17 protein-coding genes are annotated in these 17,814 nt (G+C 67.1%); 3 read left to right on the forward strand and 14 right to left on the reverse strand.

What is annotated here, in order from left to right; all coding sequences use genetic code 11:
• Positions 1–9: 9 nt before the first annotated feature.
• Both D3I60_RS15315 and fabG read left to right on the forward strand, forming a co-directional pair.
• A complete protein-coding gene (locus tag D3I60_RS15315) occupies positions 10–1,173 on the forward strand; it encodes an acyl-CoA dehydrogenase family protein (protein ID WP_262777266.1) in 1,164 nt (387 codons plus the stop codon).
• Between the two features lie 30 nt (positions 1,174–1,203).
• Positions 1,204–2,013, forward strand: a complete 810-nt coding sequence (fabG, locus tag D3I60_RS15320; RefSeq protein WP_262777267.1) for a 3-oxoacyl-ACP reductase FabG — start codon at positions 1,204–1,206, stop codon at positions 2,011–2,013.
• 123 nt (positions 2,014–2,136) lie between these two features.
• On the opposite strand, the gene D3I60_RS15325 is transcribed toward fabG, so the two are convergent.
• Both D3I60_RS15325 and D3I60_RS15330 read right to left on the reverse strand, forming a co-directional pair.
• Complete coding sequence (locus D3I60_RS15325; protein ID WP_262777269.1) at positions 2,137–3,450, reverse strand: acyltransferase; 1,314 nt, start codon at positions 3,448–3,450, stop codon at positions 2,137–2,139.
• Between the two features lie 99 nt (positions 3,451–3,549).
• Positions 3,550–5,424 (reverse strand): amidohydrolase, encoded by a 1,875-nt coding sequence (locus D3I60_RS15330; RefSeq protein ID WP_262777271.1) that lies wholly within the window; start codon positions 5,422–5,424, stop codon positions 3,550–3,552.
• Between the two features lie 180 nt (positions 5,425–5,604).
• Between D3I60_RS15330 and D3I60_RS15335 the strand changes: the two genes are divergently transcribed.
• Complete coding sequence (locus D3I60_RS15335; protein WP_262777273.1) at positions 5,605–6,102, forward strand: hypothetical protein; 498 nt, start codon at positions 5,605–5,607, stop codon at positions 6,100–6,102.
• A gap of 346 nt (positions 6,103–6,448) precedes the next feature.
• Here the strand turns inward: D3I60_RS15335 and D3I60_RS15340 are convergent, their stop codons facing one another.
• The 12 genes from D3I60_RS15340 to D3I60_RS15395 all read right to left on the reverse strand — a co-directional run bounded on the left by D3I60_RS15340 (position 6,449) and on the right by D3I60_RS15395 (position 17,775).
• Positions 6,449–7,111 carry an ATP-binding cassette domain-containing protein gene (locus D3I60_RS15340; protein WP_262777275.1) on the reverse strand — a complete coding sequence of 221 codons (663 nt, stop codon included), beginning with the start codon at positions 7,109–7,111 and terminating at the stop codon, positions 6,449–6,451.
• Entirely contained in the window at positions 7,108–8,148 is a 1,041-nt protein-coding gene (locus tag D3I60_RS15345; protein WP_262777277.1) for an ATP-binding cassette domain-containing protein, read from the reverse strand. The genes D3I60_RS15340 and D3I60_RS15345 overlap by 4 nt, the downstream gene beginning before the upstream one ends.
• The gene (locus tag D3I60_RS15350; protein ID WP_262777279.1) at positions 8,145–8,927 is read right to left on the reverse strand and encodes an ABC transporter permease; all 783 of its coding nucleotides are present in this window, start codon (positions 8,925–8,927) and stop codon (positions 8,145–8,147) included. The genes D3I60_RS15345 and D3I60_RS15350 overlap by 4 nt, the downstream gene beginning before the upstream one ends.
• Positions 8,924–9,934: an ABC transporter permease subunit gene (locus tag D3I60_RS15355; RefSeq protein WP_262777281.1), complete on the reverse strand. Its 1,011-nt coding sequence runs from the start codon at positions 9,932–9,934 to the stop codon at positions 8,924–8,926. Before D3I60_RS15355 ends, D3I60_RS15350 begins: the two co-directional genes overlap by 4 nt.
• Positions 9,919–11,511, reverse strand: a complete 1,593-nt coding sequence (locus D3I60_RS15360; RefSeq protein WP_262777283.1) for an ABC transporter substrate-binding protein — start codon at positions 11,509–11,511, stop codon at positions 9,919–9,921. The genes D3I60_RS15355 and D3I60_RS15360 overlap by 16 nt, the downstream gene beginning before the upstream one ends.
• A gap of 95 nt (positions 11,512–11,606) precedes the next feature.
• Positions 11,607–12,341, reverse strand: a complete 735-nt coding sequence (gene ureG, locus D3I60_RS15365) for an urease accessory protein UreG (RefSeq protein WP_262777285.1) — start codon at positions 12,339–12,341, stop codon at positions 11,607–11,609.
• 115 nt (positions 12,342–12,456) lie between these two features.
• Positions 12,457–13,338, reverse strand: a complete 882-nt coding sequence (locus tag D3I60_RS15370) for an urease accessory protein UreD (protein WP_262777287.1) — start codon at positions 13,336–13,338, stop codon at positions 12,457–12,459.
• Positions 13,316–14,071, reverse strand: coding sequence for an urease accessory protein UreF (locus D3I60_RS15375; protein WP_262777289.1), 756 nt, complete (start codon positions 14,069–14,071; stop codon positions 13,316–13,318). The genes D3I60_RS15370 and D3I60_RS15375 overlap by 23 nt, the downstream gene beginning before the upstream one ends.
• An 8-nt stretch (positions 14,072–14,079) precedes the next feature.
• Positions 14,080–15,792 carry an urease subunit alpha gene (locus tag D3I60_RS15380; RefSeq protein ID WP_262777290.1) on the reverse strand — a complete coding sequence of 571 codons (1,713 nt, stop codon included), beginning with the start codon at positions 15,790–15,792 and terminating at the stop codon, positions 14,080–14,082.
• A complete protein-coding gene (locus D3I60_RS19535) occupies positions 15,785–16,402 on the reverse strand; it encodes an urease subunit beta (protein ID WP_262777291.1) in 618 nt (205 codons plus the stop codon). The genes D3I60_RS15380 and D3I60_RS19535 overlap by 8 nt, the downstream gene beginning before the upstream one ends.
• Positions 16,402–16,722, reverse strand: coding sequence for an urease subunit gamma (locus D3I60_RS15390; protein WP_216657116.1), 321 nt, complete (start codon positions 16,720–16,722; stop codon positions 16,402–16,404). Before D3I60_RS15390 ends, D3I60_RS19535 begins: the two co-directional genes overlap by 1 nt.
• 252 nt (positions 16,723–16,974) lie before the next feature.
• On the reverse strand, positions 16,975–17,775 hold the full coding sequence (locus tag D3I60_RS15395) for a gamma-glutamyl-gamma-aminobutyrate hydrolase family protein (RefSeq protein WP_262777294.1): 801 nt from the start codon (positions 17,773–17,775) through the stop codon (positions 16,975–16,977).
• Between the last annotated feature and the right edge of the window lie 39 nt (positions 17,776–17,814).

The raw sequence follows: 17,814 nt of genomic DNA on the forward strand, positions 1-17,814 counted from the left end.
GATACACCGATGGACAACACGGAACTCGACGACATCCTGTCTGCCGTCCGAGAATTCGTCCGCGAGAAGGTCGTCCCCCTCGAGACCCAGGTCGAGGACGAGGACGCTTTCCCCGAAGCCATCATCAAGGAATCCGCCGAAATGGGACTCTTCGGCTGGGCCCTGCCCGAGGAATACGGCGGCCTCGGACTCAATGCCGAACAGGACGCACTCCTGGCCATGGAACTCGGCTACACCACCCCGTCCTTCCGGTCCCTGTTCGGCACGAACAACGGCATCGCCGGACAGGTGCTCGTCAACTACGGCACCGACGAGCAGAAGTCCGAATGGCTGCCCCGCCTGGCCTCCGGAGAGGTCGTCGCCTCCTTCGCCCTCACCGAATCCGAAGCCGGCTCCGACCCCTCGGGCCTGCGAACGAAGGCCACCCGCGACGGCGATGACTACATCATCAACGGCTCCAAGCGGTTCATCACCAACGCCGAGGCATCCGACGTCCTCATGGTCTTCGCCCGCACCGACCCGAACGCCACGGGCTCAAAGGGCATCTCGGTCCTCCTCGTGCCCACGAAGTCCGAAGGCGTGACCGTCGGCCCACACGATCACAAGATGGGTCAGGCCGGCGCCTGGACCTCGGAGATCTTCTTCGACGACGTGCGCGTGCCTGCCGCCAATCTCATCGGCGGTGAGGAGGAGAAGGGCTTCTACGCGGCCATGGCCTCACTCAACAAGGGACGCCTGCACATCGCCGCGATCTGCGTCGGTCAGTCGATCCGCATCCTCGACGAATCCGTGCGTTTCGCCGCCGATGCTAAGCAGGGCGGGGAACCGATCGCCCGGTTCCAGCTCGTCCAGGCGATGCTCGCCGATATCTACACCGACGTCGCCGCCGCCAAGGCCCTCGTCCTCTCGGCCGCACAGCGCTGGGACGCCGAGACCGATCGCAAGCTGGGCCCCTCCTCGGCGAAGCTCTTCGCCTCCGAAGCACTCGCCCGGATCGCCGACAAGGGCGTGCAGATCCAGGGCGGTATGGGCTATATGCGCGAGTCCGCGGTCGAACGGTTCTACCGTCACGCCCGCCTCTTCCGCATCTACGAAGGCACCTCCGAGGTCCAGCGCGTCGTCGTCGCCAAGCAGCTGCTGGGTGGCGCACACAAACCGCAGTTCAACCTCTGAGTACAACCGACCACGCACGAAAGGCATCCCATGACTGAATCCACAACCGCGAACTCCGGCATCACCGTCACCGAAACCGGCGGAGTCACCGCCATCCCCGGCCTGCTGAGCGGCAAGGTCGCCGTCGTCACCGGCGGCGGACAGGGCCTCGGCCTGGCGATGGCGCGCAGCCTCGTCGACTCCGGCGCGAAGGTCGTTCTCGCCGATATGAATGAGAAGAGTCTGCAGGCTGCTGTGGCCGAACTCGGCGGAGACGGCATCGCCACGGGCGCGGTGTGCAACGTGTCCGACCTCGAGGCCGTCGAAAAACTCGCCGAGGCGGCCACGACCGCGTTCGGCGGTATCGACATCTGGGTCAACAACGCCGGCATCACCCGCGATGCGACGATCCGGAAGATGACCGAGCAGCAGTTCGATGACGTCATCTCCGTCCACTTGCGCGGCACATGGAACGGGCTCAAGGTCGCCACCGCGCTCATGCGCGAGCAGGACCGCGGCGGCTCGATCATCAACGTGTCCTCGATCAGCGGCAAGGTCGGCAACCCCGGACAGTCGAACTACTCCGCGGCGAAGGCGGGCATCGTCGGCATGACGAAGGCCGTGGCCAAGGAGGTCGCGTTCAAGAACATCCGCATCAACGCGATCCAGCCCGGCTTCATCAACACCGCCATGACCGCGGCCATGCCGCAGCACGCGATCGATTCGAAGCTCGCCGACATCCCGCTCGGTCGCGCCGGCGAACCCGAAGAAGTCGCCTCCGTGGTGCTTTTCCTCGCCTCCGGACTGTCGAGCTACCTCACCGGCACCGTCACCGAGATCTCCGGCGGTCGCCACATCTGATCGAGTTCGCCCTCGCCGAGGCGGCCCGACGTCTCTGCGGGGACGTCGGGCCGCTGTCATTCCGTATGTCCGCGGCCGACGCGGCAACGTTTCAGCGTGACGGTCCGGCCGCCTCGGCGAGGATCAGGTCTTGGCGGATCGCCGACCGGGCAGGCGGACGACGCCGAAGGCGACCATGCCGATGAGCGGCAGCAGCGGCCAGATCCAGGTGACGCCGTGGCCGTCGACCATTCCGATGTCGGCCAGGATGGCCAGGCCCGCGCAGATGGCCACTGAAGCGGCGATCGGCATCCACACGGGAGGGGCGGGACGGTCGTCGGGGGACGGAGTTTCGAACCGGCCGAAGATCGCCACGAGCACCCCGGTGATCGCCAGCAGACCGAGTGCCCAGAGCGGACGGGTGAGCCACCAGATTCCGGTCAGCGGAGTCGGCAGCAGGGCATCGGCGTCGAGTCCGATGAGGACGTTGGCCAGGGCAGTCAGCGCGGTCAGGTGCCAGAGGAACCAGGTCATGATGCGCTGGTTGACGAGCACCGTGAGGAACCACAGTCCGGGGCTGCGCAGCAGTTTCGCCAGTGGGCGCTGGAGCATGAGCACGATTCCGGCCTGGGCCATGCCGAGGAAGGCCATGGTCACACGGGTCGGGGCGGAATTCGAGATCGTGTCGGTGCCTGCGGTGATCATCGACACCGGGTAGGGGCCGAAGCCGACGAGGAGCCCGAGCCCGGCGGCGCCGATGACGAAGAGCAGCAGGCAGCGTCTGATGCTGGAGAGTCGGCCGTCGAGCCAGGCATAACCGAACTGATGGAAGCTCGCCCAGACGAGCAGGTAGTTCGGATAGCCGGCGAGCCTGCTCTCGGTGACGATGCTGATGAGGTCGATGATGCCGGCCAAGCCGATGCCGGCGATGATCGACCACCAGCCCCATCTCTCCCACAGGATCAGACACGGCGGCGCGACGATGACGACGAGCAGATACGCGGCGAGGAACCAGGTCGGCACGAGTGCCATCTGGGAGGCCAGCTGGACGGAGGCGGGTTCGGCGCCGGCGGCCAGGGCGATGACGCAGGTGGCCAGCCAGACGAGCAGCAGCGGGATGAGCGGAAGCCCGAGGCGGCGCAGGCGTGCCCGCAGCCATTCGGCGTAGCCGGTCTGACGCCGCCTGGCCGAACGCCAGGACAGTGCGTTGGAATAGCCGCCGACGAGGAAGAAGATCGGCATCACCTGGAACACCCAGGTCAGAGGGTGCGTCCACTTGGCCTGGTCGAGCAGTCCGTGAGGTTCGATTCCGCCGGTGGCGCTGACGGCGATGATCGTCCAGTGGCCGAGCACGACGACGGTGATCGCCGCGGCGCGCAGGAAGTCGACCTCGCGGCTGCGAGAGTCCGGGGTCGCCTCATCGACCTTGCGAGCCTGGGCCAGAAACGAGCGGGGCATGCGGGGACGTCCTTGTCGGTTGGTCGAGGGAGCGGTTGGTCGAGGGAGCGGGCAGTGCGGGCCCCGCCCATCGCCGAGGCGGTCGTCCACCTCGGCGATTCAGGCCCGGTATTTCACCTCGCCGCCGACGACGGTGAGCGCGACTCGGGTGTCGCGGATCGCCTCGGCGTGGGCGAACAGGGCTTCTTCGGAATCGTAGCCGAGAAGGCCGTCGCGCTCTGCCGCGGCGACACTTGAGTGGTCAACGTTGAGCCCTTCGGCCGCGCACGGATCGGTGTCGACGACGATGAAGTCGGCATCCATGCCCGGCGCCAGATATCCGCGCCGGTCCTCGAGCCCGGCGGCGAAGGCAGGTCCCTGAGTGTGCAGGCGGATGGCCTCGACGGCACTCAGGCGACGGTGCGGCTGGAAGGTCGTCGACGCGTCACCGGAGATGTTCGCCCTGGTCATCGCGGCATAGATCGCGGCGAAGGGGTTCGCATGCTCGACCGGACCGTCGGAGCCGAAGACCACGTGCGCCCCGGCATCGAGCAGGTCGGGCCAGGCATAGGCGGCTAGCTGCGCGGACTCGTCGATGAGGTGAAGCAGGTGCAGGTCGGAGATGCAGTGGCGCGGCTGCATCGACGCGAGCACCCCGAGCTCGGCGAACCGGGCAACGTCGGCCGGCTGGATGAACTGAGCATGTTCGACGCGGTGACGCAGGGGTCGGCCGAACTTCTCTTCCGCGGCCGTCGTCGTTTCCCGCAGGCGGTCGTAGACAGCGAGCACATGGTGGTTCGCCTGATCGCCGATGGCGTGGATGGCCACGGAGATTCCCGCCTCGGTGGCGACGTGCGCCTGGTCGAAGAGTTCGTCTTCGGTCATCTGCACGACACCGAAGTTCTCGTCCGCACCGTCGACCGCGGGAAACGCTGAGGACATGTGCGAGGTATGCGAGCCGAGCGCCCCGTCCGAGAACAGCTTCAGCCCGCCGCACTGCAGCCAATCATCGCCGTCACCGGTGTGCCAGGCGGTTTCGATCGCCCACGGCACTTCGGGTGGACGCAGGAACAGGGTCACGCGCATGTCCTGGCGACCGGCCGCGTGCAGGTCGTTCCAACCCAAGGTCGAGGCGATGCCGTCGAAGTCATGGATCCCGGTCAGCCCCTGAGATAGGAAGAGTTCCTGGGTGGTGGCGAGGCGTTCGACCTGGTCCTCGCGACTGGGTTCGGGGATGAAGCGGGCGACGAGATCGGTGGCGTCCTCGCGCACCAGACCGGTGAGCTGACCGTCATCGTCGCGGACGAAGCTGCCGCCCGAAGGGTCGGGGGTCGCCTCGTCGATGCCGGCGATCTCGAGAGCGTGGGCGTTGACCCACAAGGTGTGCAGATCAAGTGACCACATCGCCACCGGGTGGTCGGGGATCTCCGCGTCGAGGAGTTCCCGGTCAGGGTAACTCGGGTCCTCCCACTTGTTGAGGTCCCATCCGGAGCCGACCACCCAGGTGCCCACCGGGAGGGAATCGGCGCGTTCACGGATGGCGGCGACCGCCTCGGCGAGGGATTTCGTCTGGGACAGATCGAGGTCGGTCAGGGAGTCGGCGTACATGATCGAGTGGATGTGCCCGTCGACGAATCCGGGCAGAATGATCTGCCCGCTGCAGTCGATCTCATCGATCTCGAGGCCGGGGATGACCGTAGTGGCACCGGCCCCACCCGCCGAGGCGAGCGCCGCCGTTGTCGACGACTCCGCGGCGGCGATGTCGAGAAGTTCGGCCCGGGTGCCGATGGCCACGATGGTCTCCCCATCGACGAGGATCGCGTCCGGGGCTGCGTGTGTGAGGTCGAAGGTCGGCGTGGAGGTCGGGTCGGGGGCCTTGTCTGTGTACGATTCGCTCGGGTCGGATGCGATCGACGCAGGGGTGTTCGAGTCGGGGGCACTCGAGGCGGCTTGGGGTGCGAAAGTGCGCACTACGGCGTTGGAGAACAGACGCATGGACACCAGTCTAGAGCGGGTGCGGCGAAGTCGCTGAGTGGGCCGATCACCACCCCCTCATTGCTACCCGACGGCGGCCCAGATACCTCGCGCGAGGTTGCTGCGCCGCCGTCAGGTAGTAATTGGGGGTCGAAGGTGAGGGCGCAGCCGGGCCTTTCTACGAAGAGTAGAATCGAAGGCATGACTCATATCTTCAGCACCTATGACTCGCGGCTGGCGGCGAGCGCTCGGATCATCTTGCCCGCCGTCTGGCTCGGGCTCATCATCGGCATCTCGCTCATCGAGGCGCCGCTGAAGTTCACAGCCCCCGGCATCACGATCCCGCTGGGGCTGGGCATCGGTCGGCTGGTGTTCGGAGTGATGAACTGGGTCGAGCTCGTCATCGCCGTGATCCTGCTGTGGGCGCTGCTGAAGTCGGGTGTCGATCGTGTCTACCGCAGCGTGGCCTGCGGGCTCATCGGAGTGCTCATCATCAAGGTCATCGTCATTCGGCCGCTGCTTAATCAGCGCACGGATGCGGTTCTCGCTGGCGTCGACGAGGGTGGGTCGTCCCTGCATCTGCTCTACATCGCTGCCGACGGACTGCTCATCGTGGGGTTGGTTGCCGCACTCGTGCTGGCAATGCGCCGTTGGGTGACGATCCGGCCGGCCGTCGGTGCAGGCTCCTCGGCTGAGTGACTGTTCGCCCGGCAATCGGAACCGGTTCCTCGGCTGGGTGACTTTCCGACCGGCTGAGTGACTGTTCGCCCGGCTGTGGGCGCAGATTCGCCAGCTGATCAGGCGGCAGCGACACTGTCATCGGGTTTCGTCCCATCACTCATCGGCATTTGCGCCAGTCATCGGGATCTAACTCGATGCCCTGATCAGAACTCGATGACGAACCTGAGGCTGGAGGCTGACGAACCACAATCGGAGCACACTGCTTCACATTTGGCGCAGGTGCGGCTCACATGTCGTCCGACACCTCTGTTCGATTCCTGATGCGCTGGACGAATTGTGGTCGTTCCCGGCGTGAAGTGCGGACTCAGAGCGTGATGAAGGAGTAGCCCGCGTCGGTGGCGGCGACGAGGTCGCGGTCGTGGGTCGCCCAGACGAGCGTCTTCCCTGCCTCGGCGAGGTCGTTGATGAGCCAGGCGATGCGTGCGGCATTCGACGAGTCGAGCGCGGCCGTCGGCTCGTCGCAGACGATGGTGTCGATGCCGCTGGCCAGCGCACGGGCAATGCAGACGCGTGCCGCCTGCCCGCCGGAGAGCTCACCGCAGCGGTGGCGAGCCAGATCCGGGCCGAGCAGCACGCGGTCGAGCAGGGCTTCCAGGCGACGATCGTCCCCGACAGCCCCGGCAGCCTCACACCCTCGCTCGGCACCAGTCGCACCGCTGCCGGCACCGCCTGCGCCTCCACCACTCGCACCCCCGGCATCACGCACGGCCCAGGTGTGTTCGATGACCTCGGCGACCGTGTGCCGCGGGTTGAGCCATTCGCGCGGGTTCTGCGGAACGAGCACCCCGAGGTCCCCGTCGACCTGCCCGCTGCTCGGGGGCAGGAAACCTGTCATGGCCAGACACAGACTGGTCTTCCCGCTGCCCGACGGACCTTGCAACACCGTCACCGTCCCCGCAGGCACGTCAGCGTCGACGGGCCCCACTCGGGACGAGCCGTAGTCGATCACCACCTCAGTCAGCTTCATTCCGGCACTCCCCCGTCGACGATTCGGTTCCGTCCCGTCCCGGCCCCGGCAGGCCCCGGCCCCGGCAGGGTCCGGCCACCCGGCTGGGTCCGGCCACCCGGCTGGGTCCGTCCGCCTGCCCCGACCGCACCTTCGCCGAGGCGGCGCAGCTCGTCTCCGCCCCGGTACGTCCACGGTGTCGGTCGAGCCCCATCGGCCAGCGGCAGCGGGTGTGCACCGGACGCCGGTGCGGCCGCGGCCAACGCCTGCGCATAGGCGTTCACGGCGAGCTCGGCGAAGAAGTCCTCAGCCGAACAGTCTTCGACGATATGCCCGTTGAAGATCACCGCCACCCGGTCGTCGGGCCGGGCATTCCGCTGCAGACCTGACAGGTCATGCGTCACTGCGAGCACCGCGCGGCTGCCGGTCGATGCCTGCTCATTGAGCACGCCCACCACGGCGTCGGCCTGTTCGGGGTCGAGCCCCGCGGTCGGCTCATCGCAGACGAGCAGCCGCGGGGACTTCGCCACGGCTGCGGCCAAGGAGATGCGGGAGATCTGACCTCCCGAGACCTGGTGAGGCCGCCTGCGCAGGATCGAGTTCTCCAAGCCGTACGCCGCCAGGTCGAGACCTTCGATCCCCGCCCGTGCGAACCAGTCAGTCAGACGCATGGTCGGCGGGAATGTGTCCATGGCGTTCTGCGGAGCCCAGGCGATCAGACCGGTACGACGCATCGTCGCCATCGCCCGACGACCCGACCCGGTCCCGAGGTTGATGCGACCGCATCCGGGGACAGCCGCCTCGGCGATATCGCGCTTCTCACTGACACCCCGCCCGTCTGGGACCGCGACGATCTCACTGAGATCCAGCACTCCGCGGACCTTTGCATCGACGGGGCTGAGGCCGGCGAGCAGATTGCACAGCGTGGACTTCCCGGCCCCCGATTCGCCGACGAGCCAGGTGATGCCGCCGACGCGCATTGCGAGGTCGAGAGTGGACAGAACCTCGCCGGTGCCTGGCAGACTCAGCGTGATGTCACGGAGGTGAAGAGCAGTCACAGTGATCTCGGCCTTTCTCCGAGGCGGCGGGCGAGGATCGTCGGCGGCAGAAGCAGCACCATGAGCGCACACGTCGGCACGACCAGAGTCCACCACGCCCCGACCGTCATATCCGACTGCCCCCAGGCGATGAGCGGCCCCAACGACACCGCGGCCGGGTCGACGCCGATCCCCAAAAACGCCGTCGTCGCCTCATGCACGACCGCCGACGGGAAGATCACGGCCATCGCCGCCGCCACCCGTCCCCCGGCCGCCGGCAGCACATGCCACCTGAGGATCTGCCATCGACCCGCACCGAGGCGGCGATCGAACCGCACCCACCCGGAGTCCCATTCCTCCCGCACCTTCGGCCCGATGAGCTGAGCCGCCAACGGCCAATGCGTGAGCGCGACGGTGACCATGATCGCCGTGCGACCCCCGCCGAGGATGCCGACCACGATGAAGGTGAACAGCATCGAGGGCACGACCAAGGTCGCGATGAGCAGTCCCGTCGACATCTTCGACAGCGCGTTCGACAAAGTCGAGACCACACCGATTCCGGCTCCGATCGCGGTGGTCACGACCGCGGTGATGAGCGCGGCCAGGGCCGAACCGCCCGCGGCATCCCAGACGGTCACGGCCACGCTGCGGCCGAAATGGTCGGTCCCGAGCAGGCCGCCGGCACCGGGTGGGAGAAGTGCGCGCGAGAAGTCGGTGCCCTCGCCGGGCAGGAATCGTCCGCAGATGAGCAGGACGAGCACGATTCCGAGGATGACGGCACCCCACACTCGTCGGTTCATGCGTACCCCTTTCCGAGCACGCCGGTACTGGCACCGGCGGCCAGGAGCCGGTCGCCGCCACTGACGCCGAATGACCGCACACCGAGCACCAGCCCGGTGGTCACCGCCGCGGCGATCGCCGTGACCGTGGCCAGCAGCGGCAGATCGGCGCCGGCGGCCGCCTCGACGAGGGCATTGCCGAGTCCCGGATAGGACAGGACGGCCTCAACAGCGGCTTCACCGAGGATGATCACGGGCACGTAGATGACCGCCGGTGCCCGCACGGCCGCCACGATCGACGGCAGCACGGTGCGCACCCGGGCCATCGGGGAGAATCCGCGGCCGATGAGGGCCCGCGCCCAGGGAGTCGACCACACCTCGGCGGCCGCGGACCGCGCGGCGGCGATGAGCATCGCCGACCATGCCAGAGCGATCGTCCCCGCCACAGAGGGAATGAGAGTGATCGGGGCGCTCGTCGCCGGGTTCGGCAGCTGCCGGCCGAAGAGGACGACGATGATGAGCGCGATGAGGAACGAAGGAACGGCCAGCCAGGCACCGATGAGCCCCGAGGTCGCCGAATTGTGGGCGAGCCCGGGGAATCGTGCCAGCAGCACGGAAGCGACGAACACGATGACTGCGGTGATCGCCGAGGCGCACAGGGTCGCGGCCACGGTGTTGAGTCCGCGGCCGAGGACCACCTCGCCCACGGTCGTGTGCAGCAGCCGCGAATACCCGAGGTCGCCGGTCGTGACCGTGGTCAGCAGCCACTGCCACCACGCGCCCAGCCAGCCTCCTGTGTCATAGGCGGCCGCGAGGTTCTCCCGAGCCTCGGCGGATGCGAACTCCCACCCGGCGACGGTGTGGGCCAGGGGGTTGGACGGGGACGCCGCGGAGAGGGCGAACACCCCAGCCCCGCCGGCCAATCCGGCAAGGATCATCCCGCCGAGGACGATGCCGCCTCGGCGAAAGATGTGCCGGAACCGGGATGACCCGGATCCGGTCGGGTGCGGCGTCAGCTCCTCTTCCAATCGGCCAGGTTCCACCACGGTCCCCAATCGGAGCCGTGGACGTGCGGTTCGAAGGTGGTGGCGGGAATATCCCAGCCTTCTGTGTCGGCGACGTAGGTGTGTTCGAGGAAGGCGACGATGAGGTAGCTCGGCGCGTCCATGTACTTCGACTGCACTTCACGGTAATCGGCATCGGCCTTCGCCTCGTCGGTTTCGACGGCGGCGTGATCGAGCAGCTCGTCCCCGCCTGGGACGGCCATATTCGCGGGGTTGTCGAAGACTCCGGAGGTCTTCGTCTGTGTGTGCAGTGAGGCTCTGATCTGGTGGTCGATATTGAAGGGCTGCTCGCCACCGGCGTAGACGATGGCCTGACCGGCGAGGTCCTTTTCGATCTCGTCCCATTCCTGACCCTTGATCTCGAGCTTCACGCCCAGCTGTTCCAGTTGGGCGGAGATCTCGGCGGCGATGTCACCGCGCACCGTGTCTCCGGCCGGGTAGGTGACATCGATGACGGCTTTCTTCCCGCCCTTGGCTCGCACTCCGTCGGAGCTGGCCTTCCACCCGGCCTCGTCGAGCAGCTTCTTCGCCTCATCGAGGTCGAAATCGAACTCGGCACCAGAGTCATAGGCGTCGCCGTAGAATTCGCCGACCGGTGTCGAGGCGGGTGTGCCGTGTCCGCCGAGCACTTCGTCGACGAGCTTCTCCCGGTCGATCGCGAGGTTGAGGGCCCTGCGGACCGTCGCGTCCTTGGTGAACGGGTTGTCACTCGGCAGGGTGAGTCCGCGCCAGTCGGCGGTGCGGGCGGTATAGATCTCCTGCCCCTCTCCCTTGATCTGGTCGACCGAGCGCGGCGGCACGGCGGCGCCGGAGATCTTGCCGTCCTTGACCGCGGCTGCCAGCGCGGAGGTGTCGGCATAGGCCTGCAGGGTCACGGATTTCAACTCCGGAGTCGTCCGCCAGTAGTCGTCGCGGGCCTTGAGCACCGCGGTGTCCTCGGTGAGCGAGTCGAGGGTGTAGGCGCCGGTTCCGACGGGTTCGGAGTTGACCTTCCAGTCCGCGGCCGGGGTGCCCTCTTCGATGGCTTCGGACGGCAGGATGCCGACGGCCAGGCGCGAGGTGAAGGTGGGGGTCGGTTCGTCGAGTTCGAAGACGACCGTGTGATCATCGGGGGTCTTCACCATCTTGATCATGCGGAAGGCGTCGACCGATTCGGATGCCACCTCGGGATCGACGATGGCCTCATAGGTGGCGGCGACGTCCTTCGCGTCGAAGTCCGATCCGTCGGAGAAGGTGACGTCGTCGCGCAGCTTCACCGTCCACTTCGTCGAATCGTCGTTCGGCTGCGGATCCTCGGCGGCCAGTGCCGGTGCGAGTTCGGGCATTTCCCCGGAACCGGAGTCTTCTTGCAACCGCAGCAGGCCGTCGTAGAAGGGAGAGTTGCCGTCGACGGAGTAGCCGTTGACGGGGTTGTACCCGCCGAGGTTCTCCGTGCCAATGACCAGGTCCGAGTCTCCCCCGCTGGGAGCTTCACAGCCGCTGAGCAGGAGCGCAAGTGCTCCCGCACCGGCCGTCCAGGCCGTCGCCTTCCGCATCTTCATCCGTTCACCGGCCGCCGAGGAGGCCGTCCTTCCTGTTCGTGTCGACGCGTCGAGGTGGGGGCCGGGATCCGACCCCCACCTCGGCGCTGGTGTCATCAGTGGCTGTGCGCGGCTTCGCCCTCGCCGTGGGTGTGCATGTAGCCGCCCTCGGCGTCTTCGTCGGCGTGGAAGTGCGGGGCCATCGGACCCGGATCGACGGGAGTGTGGTCGCCCTTGACGAAGCGGGCGTGGACCTCGCGGACCCAGTCGGCCAGAGCCTCGACGGTCTCGGGAATCTTCCGGGAGACACCGAGGACGGGGTGGCCTTCGCGCGCCTCACGGGCATCGGCGAGCATCTGCTCGACGTCGACGTCGACGTGCTCGCCGAGGTCGATCTTGTTGATCACGAGCAGGTCGGCGCGGCCGATTCCCGGTCCGCCCTTGCGAGCCACATCGCCGCCGCCGGCGACGTCGAGGACGAAGAGCTGCGCGTCGACGAGTGCCGGGGAGAAGGTCGCGGTGAGGTTGTCGCCGCCGGATTCGACGAGGACGATGTCGAGCGGGTCGAAGTCCTCTTCGAGTCCCTCGACGGCGAGCAGGTTCATACTCACGTCATCGCGGATCGCGGTGTGCGGGCAGGCACCGGTTTCGACGGCGCGGATGCGCTCTTCGGGCAGGACGCCGGCGGCCTTGAGGAAGCGAGCGTCCTCGTCGGTGTAGATGTCGTTGGTGATGACGCCGATGCGGAACTCATCGGCCAGGGCCGTGCAGATGTTCGCGATCGACGAGGATTTGCCGGTCCCGACGGGTCCGGCGATTCCCAGGCGCAGTGCGCGCTTTCCGTTGCTCATGTTCTCCTCCTGATTGTCGTGTGTGTTCAGAAATTCTCATCGACTCGCCGAGGCGGCCCCGGCGATTCCGTGTTCACCCAGGTGGGCGGCCGGTAGGCCCTCACCTCGGTGTCCGTCATCGGGGCACCGCGGACCATCCGGTCTCCCTGCCCCAGGGCTCGCCGAGCGCGGCCAGTGCTGCGTCGAGACGTTTGCGCAGGGCCAGCCCGTCATCGCCGAGCGAGTTGACCTGCACGCAGGTGTCGTCGATGGGCAGCAGAGCCGATTTCGGGTCGGCGATCGCGGTCGCATCCGGCAGGCCCCCGTCGGGTTCGACGATGACGACCGAACCGACGCCGAGTGCTCCTCCGACCACGGACGGGGTGTCGAAGCCCTTCCCAGCAGGGCCGAGATCGAAGCGTTGGATGCTCAAGGCTCGGCCGCCTCGGCGAACATTGAGTCGGGAACTCAGGCTTCCCGGTTCTTCACCGTGGCGGCCGAGCAGCAGCTCCTCGCGGTAGAACAGGCGGGCATCCTCGGCGAGGTCGATGTCGACACGGTGCGTGTGGTGGCAGCCCTGGGCGGCGATGACGGGTTCGGGCACCCAGATCAGGGTGCCGCCGGATTCGACGGTGACTCGACAGTGCATGAGTGAGGGGTCTCCGTGGGCTCCGGGCAGGACCAGGGTCGCCGAGACCTCGCGCAGCAGCAGGGTCGAGCCTGCGCCGACGTGGACGTCGAAGATGTAATGGTCGCCGCCCAGCGGGCCTGCCGCCGCTGTCGTCAGTGCCACTCTGGCGATGTCCGGATCGCCGTCGACAAAGGGTTCGAAACCGCTGGCTCCGGTGGGGCGCGGGACGAGCGGGGCCTGGCGACGCAGTCCATCGATGCGGGAGCGGGTACGGCCACTCGAGCCGGTGCCGTCCGTGGATGTTGCGACCGAGGCCCGGCAGGTCATACCGCTGGCCGAGCCCGTCGGGTTGAGCGCCCAGGTCTCAGGAAGCGAAGAGTCGAACATTGTCCCCCTCGTGCAATTCGGCGGCGAAGTCCGACAGCGGTGCGCTCAGCGCCGGGATCTCGGCCGGGTCGCCGCGGCCGAAGTCGGTGGCACGCTCAGCTGCCTCGTCGAGGTCGGCGGCGAGGTCGATGATCGCGCCATGAGCCTGGAACGGGTCGATGTGCATGAGCTTGACCGCTGCCGTCGCCGGTCCCGTGACCGCCTCGTGGAGGATGGTCGCGGCCGTGTCGGCATCGGACAAGCCCAGCACCCGGCCGACCGCACCGTAGACGAGCGGCTGTTGCAGGTCCTTGGGCAGGGTCTCCAGCAGCGGGTGCGGGTGGATGCTGCGCATCGACCGGAGCATGAGTGTGCCCAGCCACGCCCCGATCCGACGCAGGGCCGGGGACGGGGTGCGCGCGATGAGTTCGGCGTTGAGAGTCAGCAGGGCCTCTGCAGTCGAAGTCGTCGATGCCGTGCCGGAGGTCGACTCTGAGGTCGACTCCGCGTTCGATGATCGGGCGGGGGCCGCCTCGGCGAGCATGAACTCATCCACGGCATTCCACGCTGCCACGGCGAAGGCCGCGTTCATCAGCCCCGTTGTGTGCAGGCGACCGCGCAGGAAGTCGCGCAGCCCGCCGATCTCGGTGACCCAGCCTTGGCGGATGGCCTGTTCGAGCCCCGCCGAATGGGCGTACCCGCCGGTCGGCAGGCGCCCGTCGGCGAGGACGAGCAGTGCGGAACGAGATCTCAAGCGCTGCCTCAGAACAGGAAGTAGCGCTGGGCCATGGGCACGAAGTCGGCGGGCCGGTGTTCGACGAGTTCCCCGTCGATCTTGACTGCGTAGGTGTCCGTGTCGACCTCGATGTCGGGGCGAGCGGAGTTGCCGATCATGTCGTCCTTCGTGACCTTGCGCGTCGAGGTGATCGGCACGAAGTCGCGCTGGACGCGATCCAGCTTGTCCGCGATATCGTCCTCGATGGCCTGCTCGGACACGAACGCAAGGCTCGTGGCTGCCGCCGAGGCGGTCCGATAGTTGAATCCGAGACGTTCGGACACCGGCTGCGGGGTCGGGATCGAGGCGTTCGGGTCGCCGAGAGCGGCGACCGCAGCCATTCCGCCCTTGAACACGGTGTGCGGGCGGACGGCGAACATCGAGGGCTGCCAGAGCACGAAATCGGCGAGTTTGCCCGGTTCGATCGAGCCGACATAGGAGTCGATTCCGTGGGCGATGGCCGGGTTGACCGTGTACTTCGCGATATAACGGCGGGCCCGGTTGTTGTCGGCACGGTCGTCGCCGGGCAGGAGGCCGCGCAGCTTCTTCATCTGGTGCGCGGTCTGCCAGGTGCGCATGGCGACCTCACCGATGCGGCCCATCGCCTGCGCGTCCGAGGACATGATCGACAGGGCGCCGAGGTCCTGGAGCACGTCCTCGGCCTCGATGGTGCCGGCGCGGACGCGGGACTCGGCGAAAGCTAGGTCGTTGGGCACCTGCGGGTTGAGGTGGTGGGCGACCATGACCATGTCGAGGTGCTCATCGACGGTGTTGACCGTGAACGGACGGGTCGGGTTCGTCGAGGCCGGGAGCACGTTGAGCTCCGAGGCGATCTTGATGATGTCGGGGGCGTGACCGCCGCCGGCTCCCTCGGTGTGGAAGGAGTGGAACGTCCGGCCGGCGACCGCTTTGAGCATGTCTTCGACGAATCCGGCTTCGTTGAGTGTGTCCGAGTGGATGGCGACCTGCACCCCGGTGTCATCGGCCACGGACAGGGCCTTGTCGATGACGGCCGGGGTCGCGCCCCAGTCCTCGTGGATCTTGAAGCCGGCGGCTCCGCCGCGCAGCTGCTCATACAGCGCCTCTTCGTTCATCGTGTTGCCGCGGCCGAGGAAGAGGACGTTGACCGGCCACGGGTCCATCGATTCGAACATCCGGGCCAGCCACCAGGGGCCGGGCGTGGCCAGGGTGGCCTTCGAACCCTCGGTGGGTCCGGTGCCGCCGCCGACCATCGTGGTGGTGCCGGCCATGAGGCCGACCTCGAACTGGTCGGGGCCGACGAAGTGAATGTGGGTGTCGATGGTGCCAGGGGTCATGATCAGACCGTTGCCGCTGGCCACCTCGGTGTTGGGGCCGACGACGAGGTCCGGGTGGACGCCATTCATCGTGTCCGGGTTGCCGGACTTGCCGATGGCGACGAATTTGCCGTCGCGGATGCCGACATCGGCCTTCACGACGCCCCAGTGGTCGAGGATGATCGCACCGGTGATGATGAGGTCGGGGGTGCCTTCGGCGCGGGTGCGCGAGGACTGCGCCATCGATTCGCGGGCGGACTTGCCGCCGCCGAAGACGACCTCGTCGCCGCCGGCGCAGTAATCCTTCTCGATCTCGATGACGATATCGGTATCGGCCAGGCGCACCCGGTCGCCGACCGTCGGTCCGAACGACGCGACGTATTCCGAACGCGAGATCTCAGCCATCCAACTCTCCTCTGCACTCTCCGCGGAATCCCAGTGCGATGCGCGCACCCTGGATCGGGATCAGTTCGACTTCTTCATCGGCGCCGGGTTCGAAGCGCATGGCACCACCGGACAGCACGTTGAGGCGTTTGCCCCAGGCGCGGGCACGGTCGAACTCGAGACCGGGATTGACCTCGGCGAAATGGAAGTGAGATCCGATCTGGATCGGACGGTCCGAGTTGTTGGCCACGCGCAGGGACGTCACGGCCAAGCCGGCGTTGATCTCAACCGGTTCGTCCTTGAGGAAGATCTCACCAGGAATGACACGATCGGCCGAGGTCACCGGGGCATCGTGTTCCTGCCTGGGCGCCTGACGTGTGCCGGAGCCGGGACGGCGGGGACTCGACGGGCTGCTCTCACCCGAGGATGGGTGGCGTTCGCGGTCGTCGTCGATGCCTGGTTCGTCGATGACGGTGGTCTCGGCTTCGTCGTATTCTCGGCCGGGGTCGTCGGTGGCGTGTTCGGGCTCGACGTCGCGTTTCTCTGGCTGGAGCTCGTCGTTCTCGAAGGGGTTGTCGTCGAGGGGCTGTGTGTCCTCGTTCTGCTCGCCGGGGGCGTTCTCGTTGCTCATCATTGCAGCGGCCCCGTCACCGTCACGAGCTTCGTTCCGTCGGGGAACGTCGCCTCCACCTGGACCTGTGTGAGCATTTCGGGAACCCCTTCCATGACATCTTCTTTGGCCAGCACATGGCGGCCAGATTCCATGAGGTCGGCGACGGACTTGCCGTCGCGTGCTCCTTCGAGCAGGTACGAGGTGATGATCGCGGTCGCCTCGGGCAGGTTGAGTTTGAGGCCGCGCTCTTTGCGCTCGAGCGCAAGCTTTCCGGCGGTGTAGATCATCAACCGCTCTTGTTCATACAGACTGAGAAACACTGCTACTCCCGGTGACATCGGCTGGACAGCGTCGATTCGCTCGGATGAAGTGGAATGCCTGCGTCGCACCGGGTGGTTCGGACCCGATTCGCAACCGACATCTTCTATGCCGGATTTCGGCCTCTCACCCGCGAGAATCCGCTTATGCTCGCTACTCTACCCATCGGTCGAGGGCAGTCAAACCCGCTGTACGCGCCGGTTCCGATCGGTGACGAACACCACCGGAACGACGCCCCGGGAGGGGTCCATCGGGTCCGGGAGACGCCGAGCTCACACCGTCAGTGCTGACGCCTTCCGCGTCCTCACCTGATCGAGAAAAGCTGAGAAGAGGATCCGACGGTCACGAACATCGGCGCCGTTCTCTTCGGGGTGCCACTGCACTCCTAGGATCCAGGTGTTCTCGATCCGCTCGGTCGCTTCGACGATGCCGTCGGCAGCTCGTGCGGCCACGCGCAGGCCCTCCCCCACTCGGTCGACTGCCTGGTGATGGCCGTTGCGCACCGTGAGTTCGTCCTGCCCGTAGAGCCCGCAGATGATGGACCCGGGAGTCAGCGCCACGGTCTCATCGATGAACAGCGGCTGGCCCGGAGCACCCTTGTGCAGCTCGAACGGGTCGAGGTCGGGGATGAGCGATCCCCCGCAGGCGACGTTGAGCAGCTGCGAGCCCCGGCAGAGCGCAAGCAGGGTGGCATCCTCGGCGATCGCCGTCCGAATGATCGCGATCTCCCGATCATCGGCCCGCCGATCCTTGCCGTATTCGTTCCGCACCGGCGCGGTGTGCCCGTACAACCGGGCATCGACATCGCCTCCGCCGAGCACGAGGATGCCGTCGGCTCGAGCGACGGCATCCGCGTCCGGTGCGCTCTCGCCTCCGACGTCGTGGATCGACACCCGAGCACCGAGACGGTGCAGATCGTCGACGGCCGTAACGGTGAGGTCCCGCTGCAGGGCGACCGAATCCTCGGTCTGGCCGGGCATATTCAGCTGCACGACCACCGCAATCTCGACAGCCGCTGTCTCAGCGGGTGCGGACCGCAGCACCTCGTCGTGGGTGAGGATGTTCAGATTCACTTCACTCCTTGGACTGGTGGATTCATCCACTGACAGTGT

Source organism: Brevibacterium permense, assembly GCF_025506275.1.
Classification (GTDB): domain Bacteria; phylum Actinomycetota; class Actinomycetes; order Actinomycetales; family Brevibacteriaceae; genus Brevibacterium; species Brevibacterium permense_A.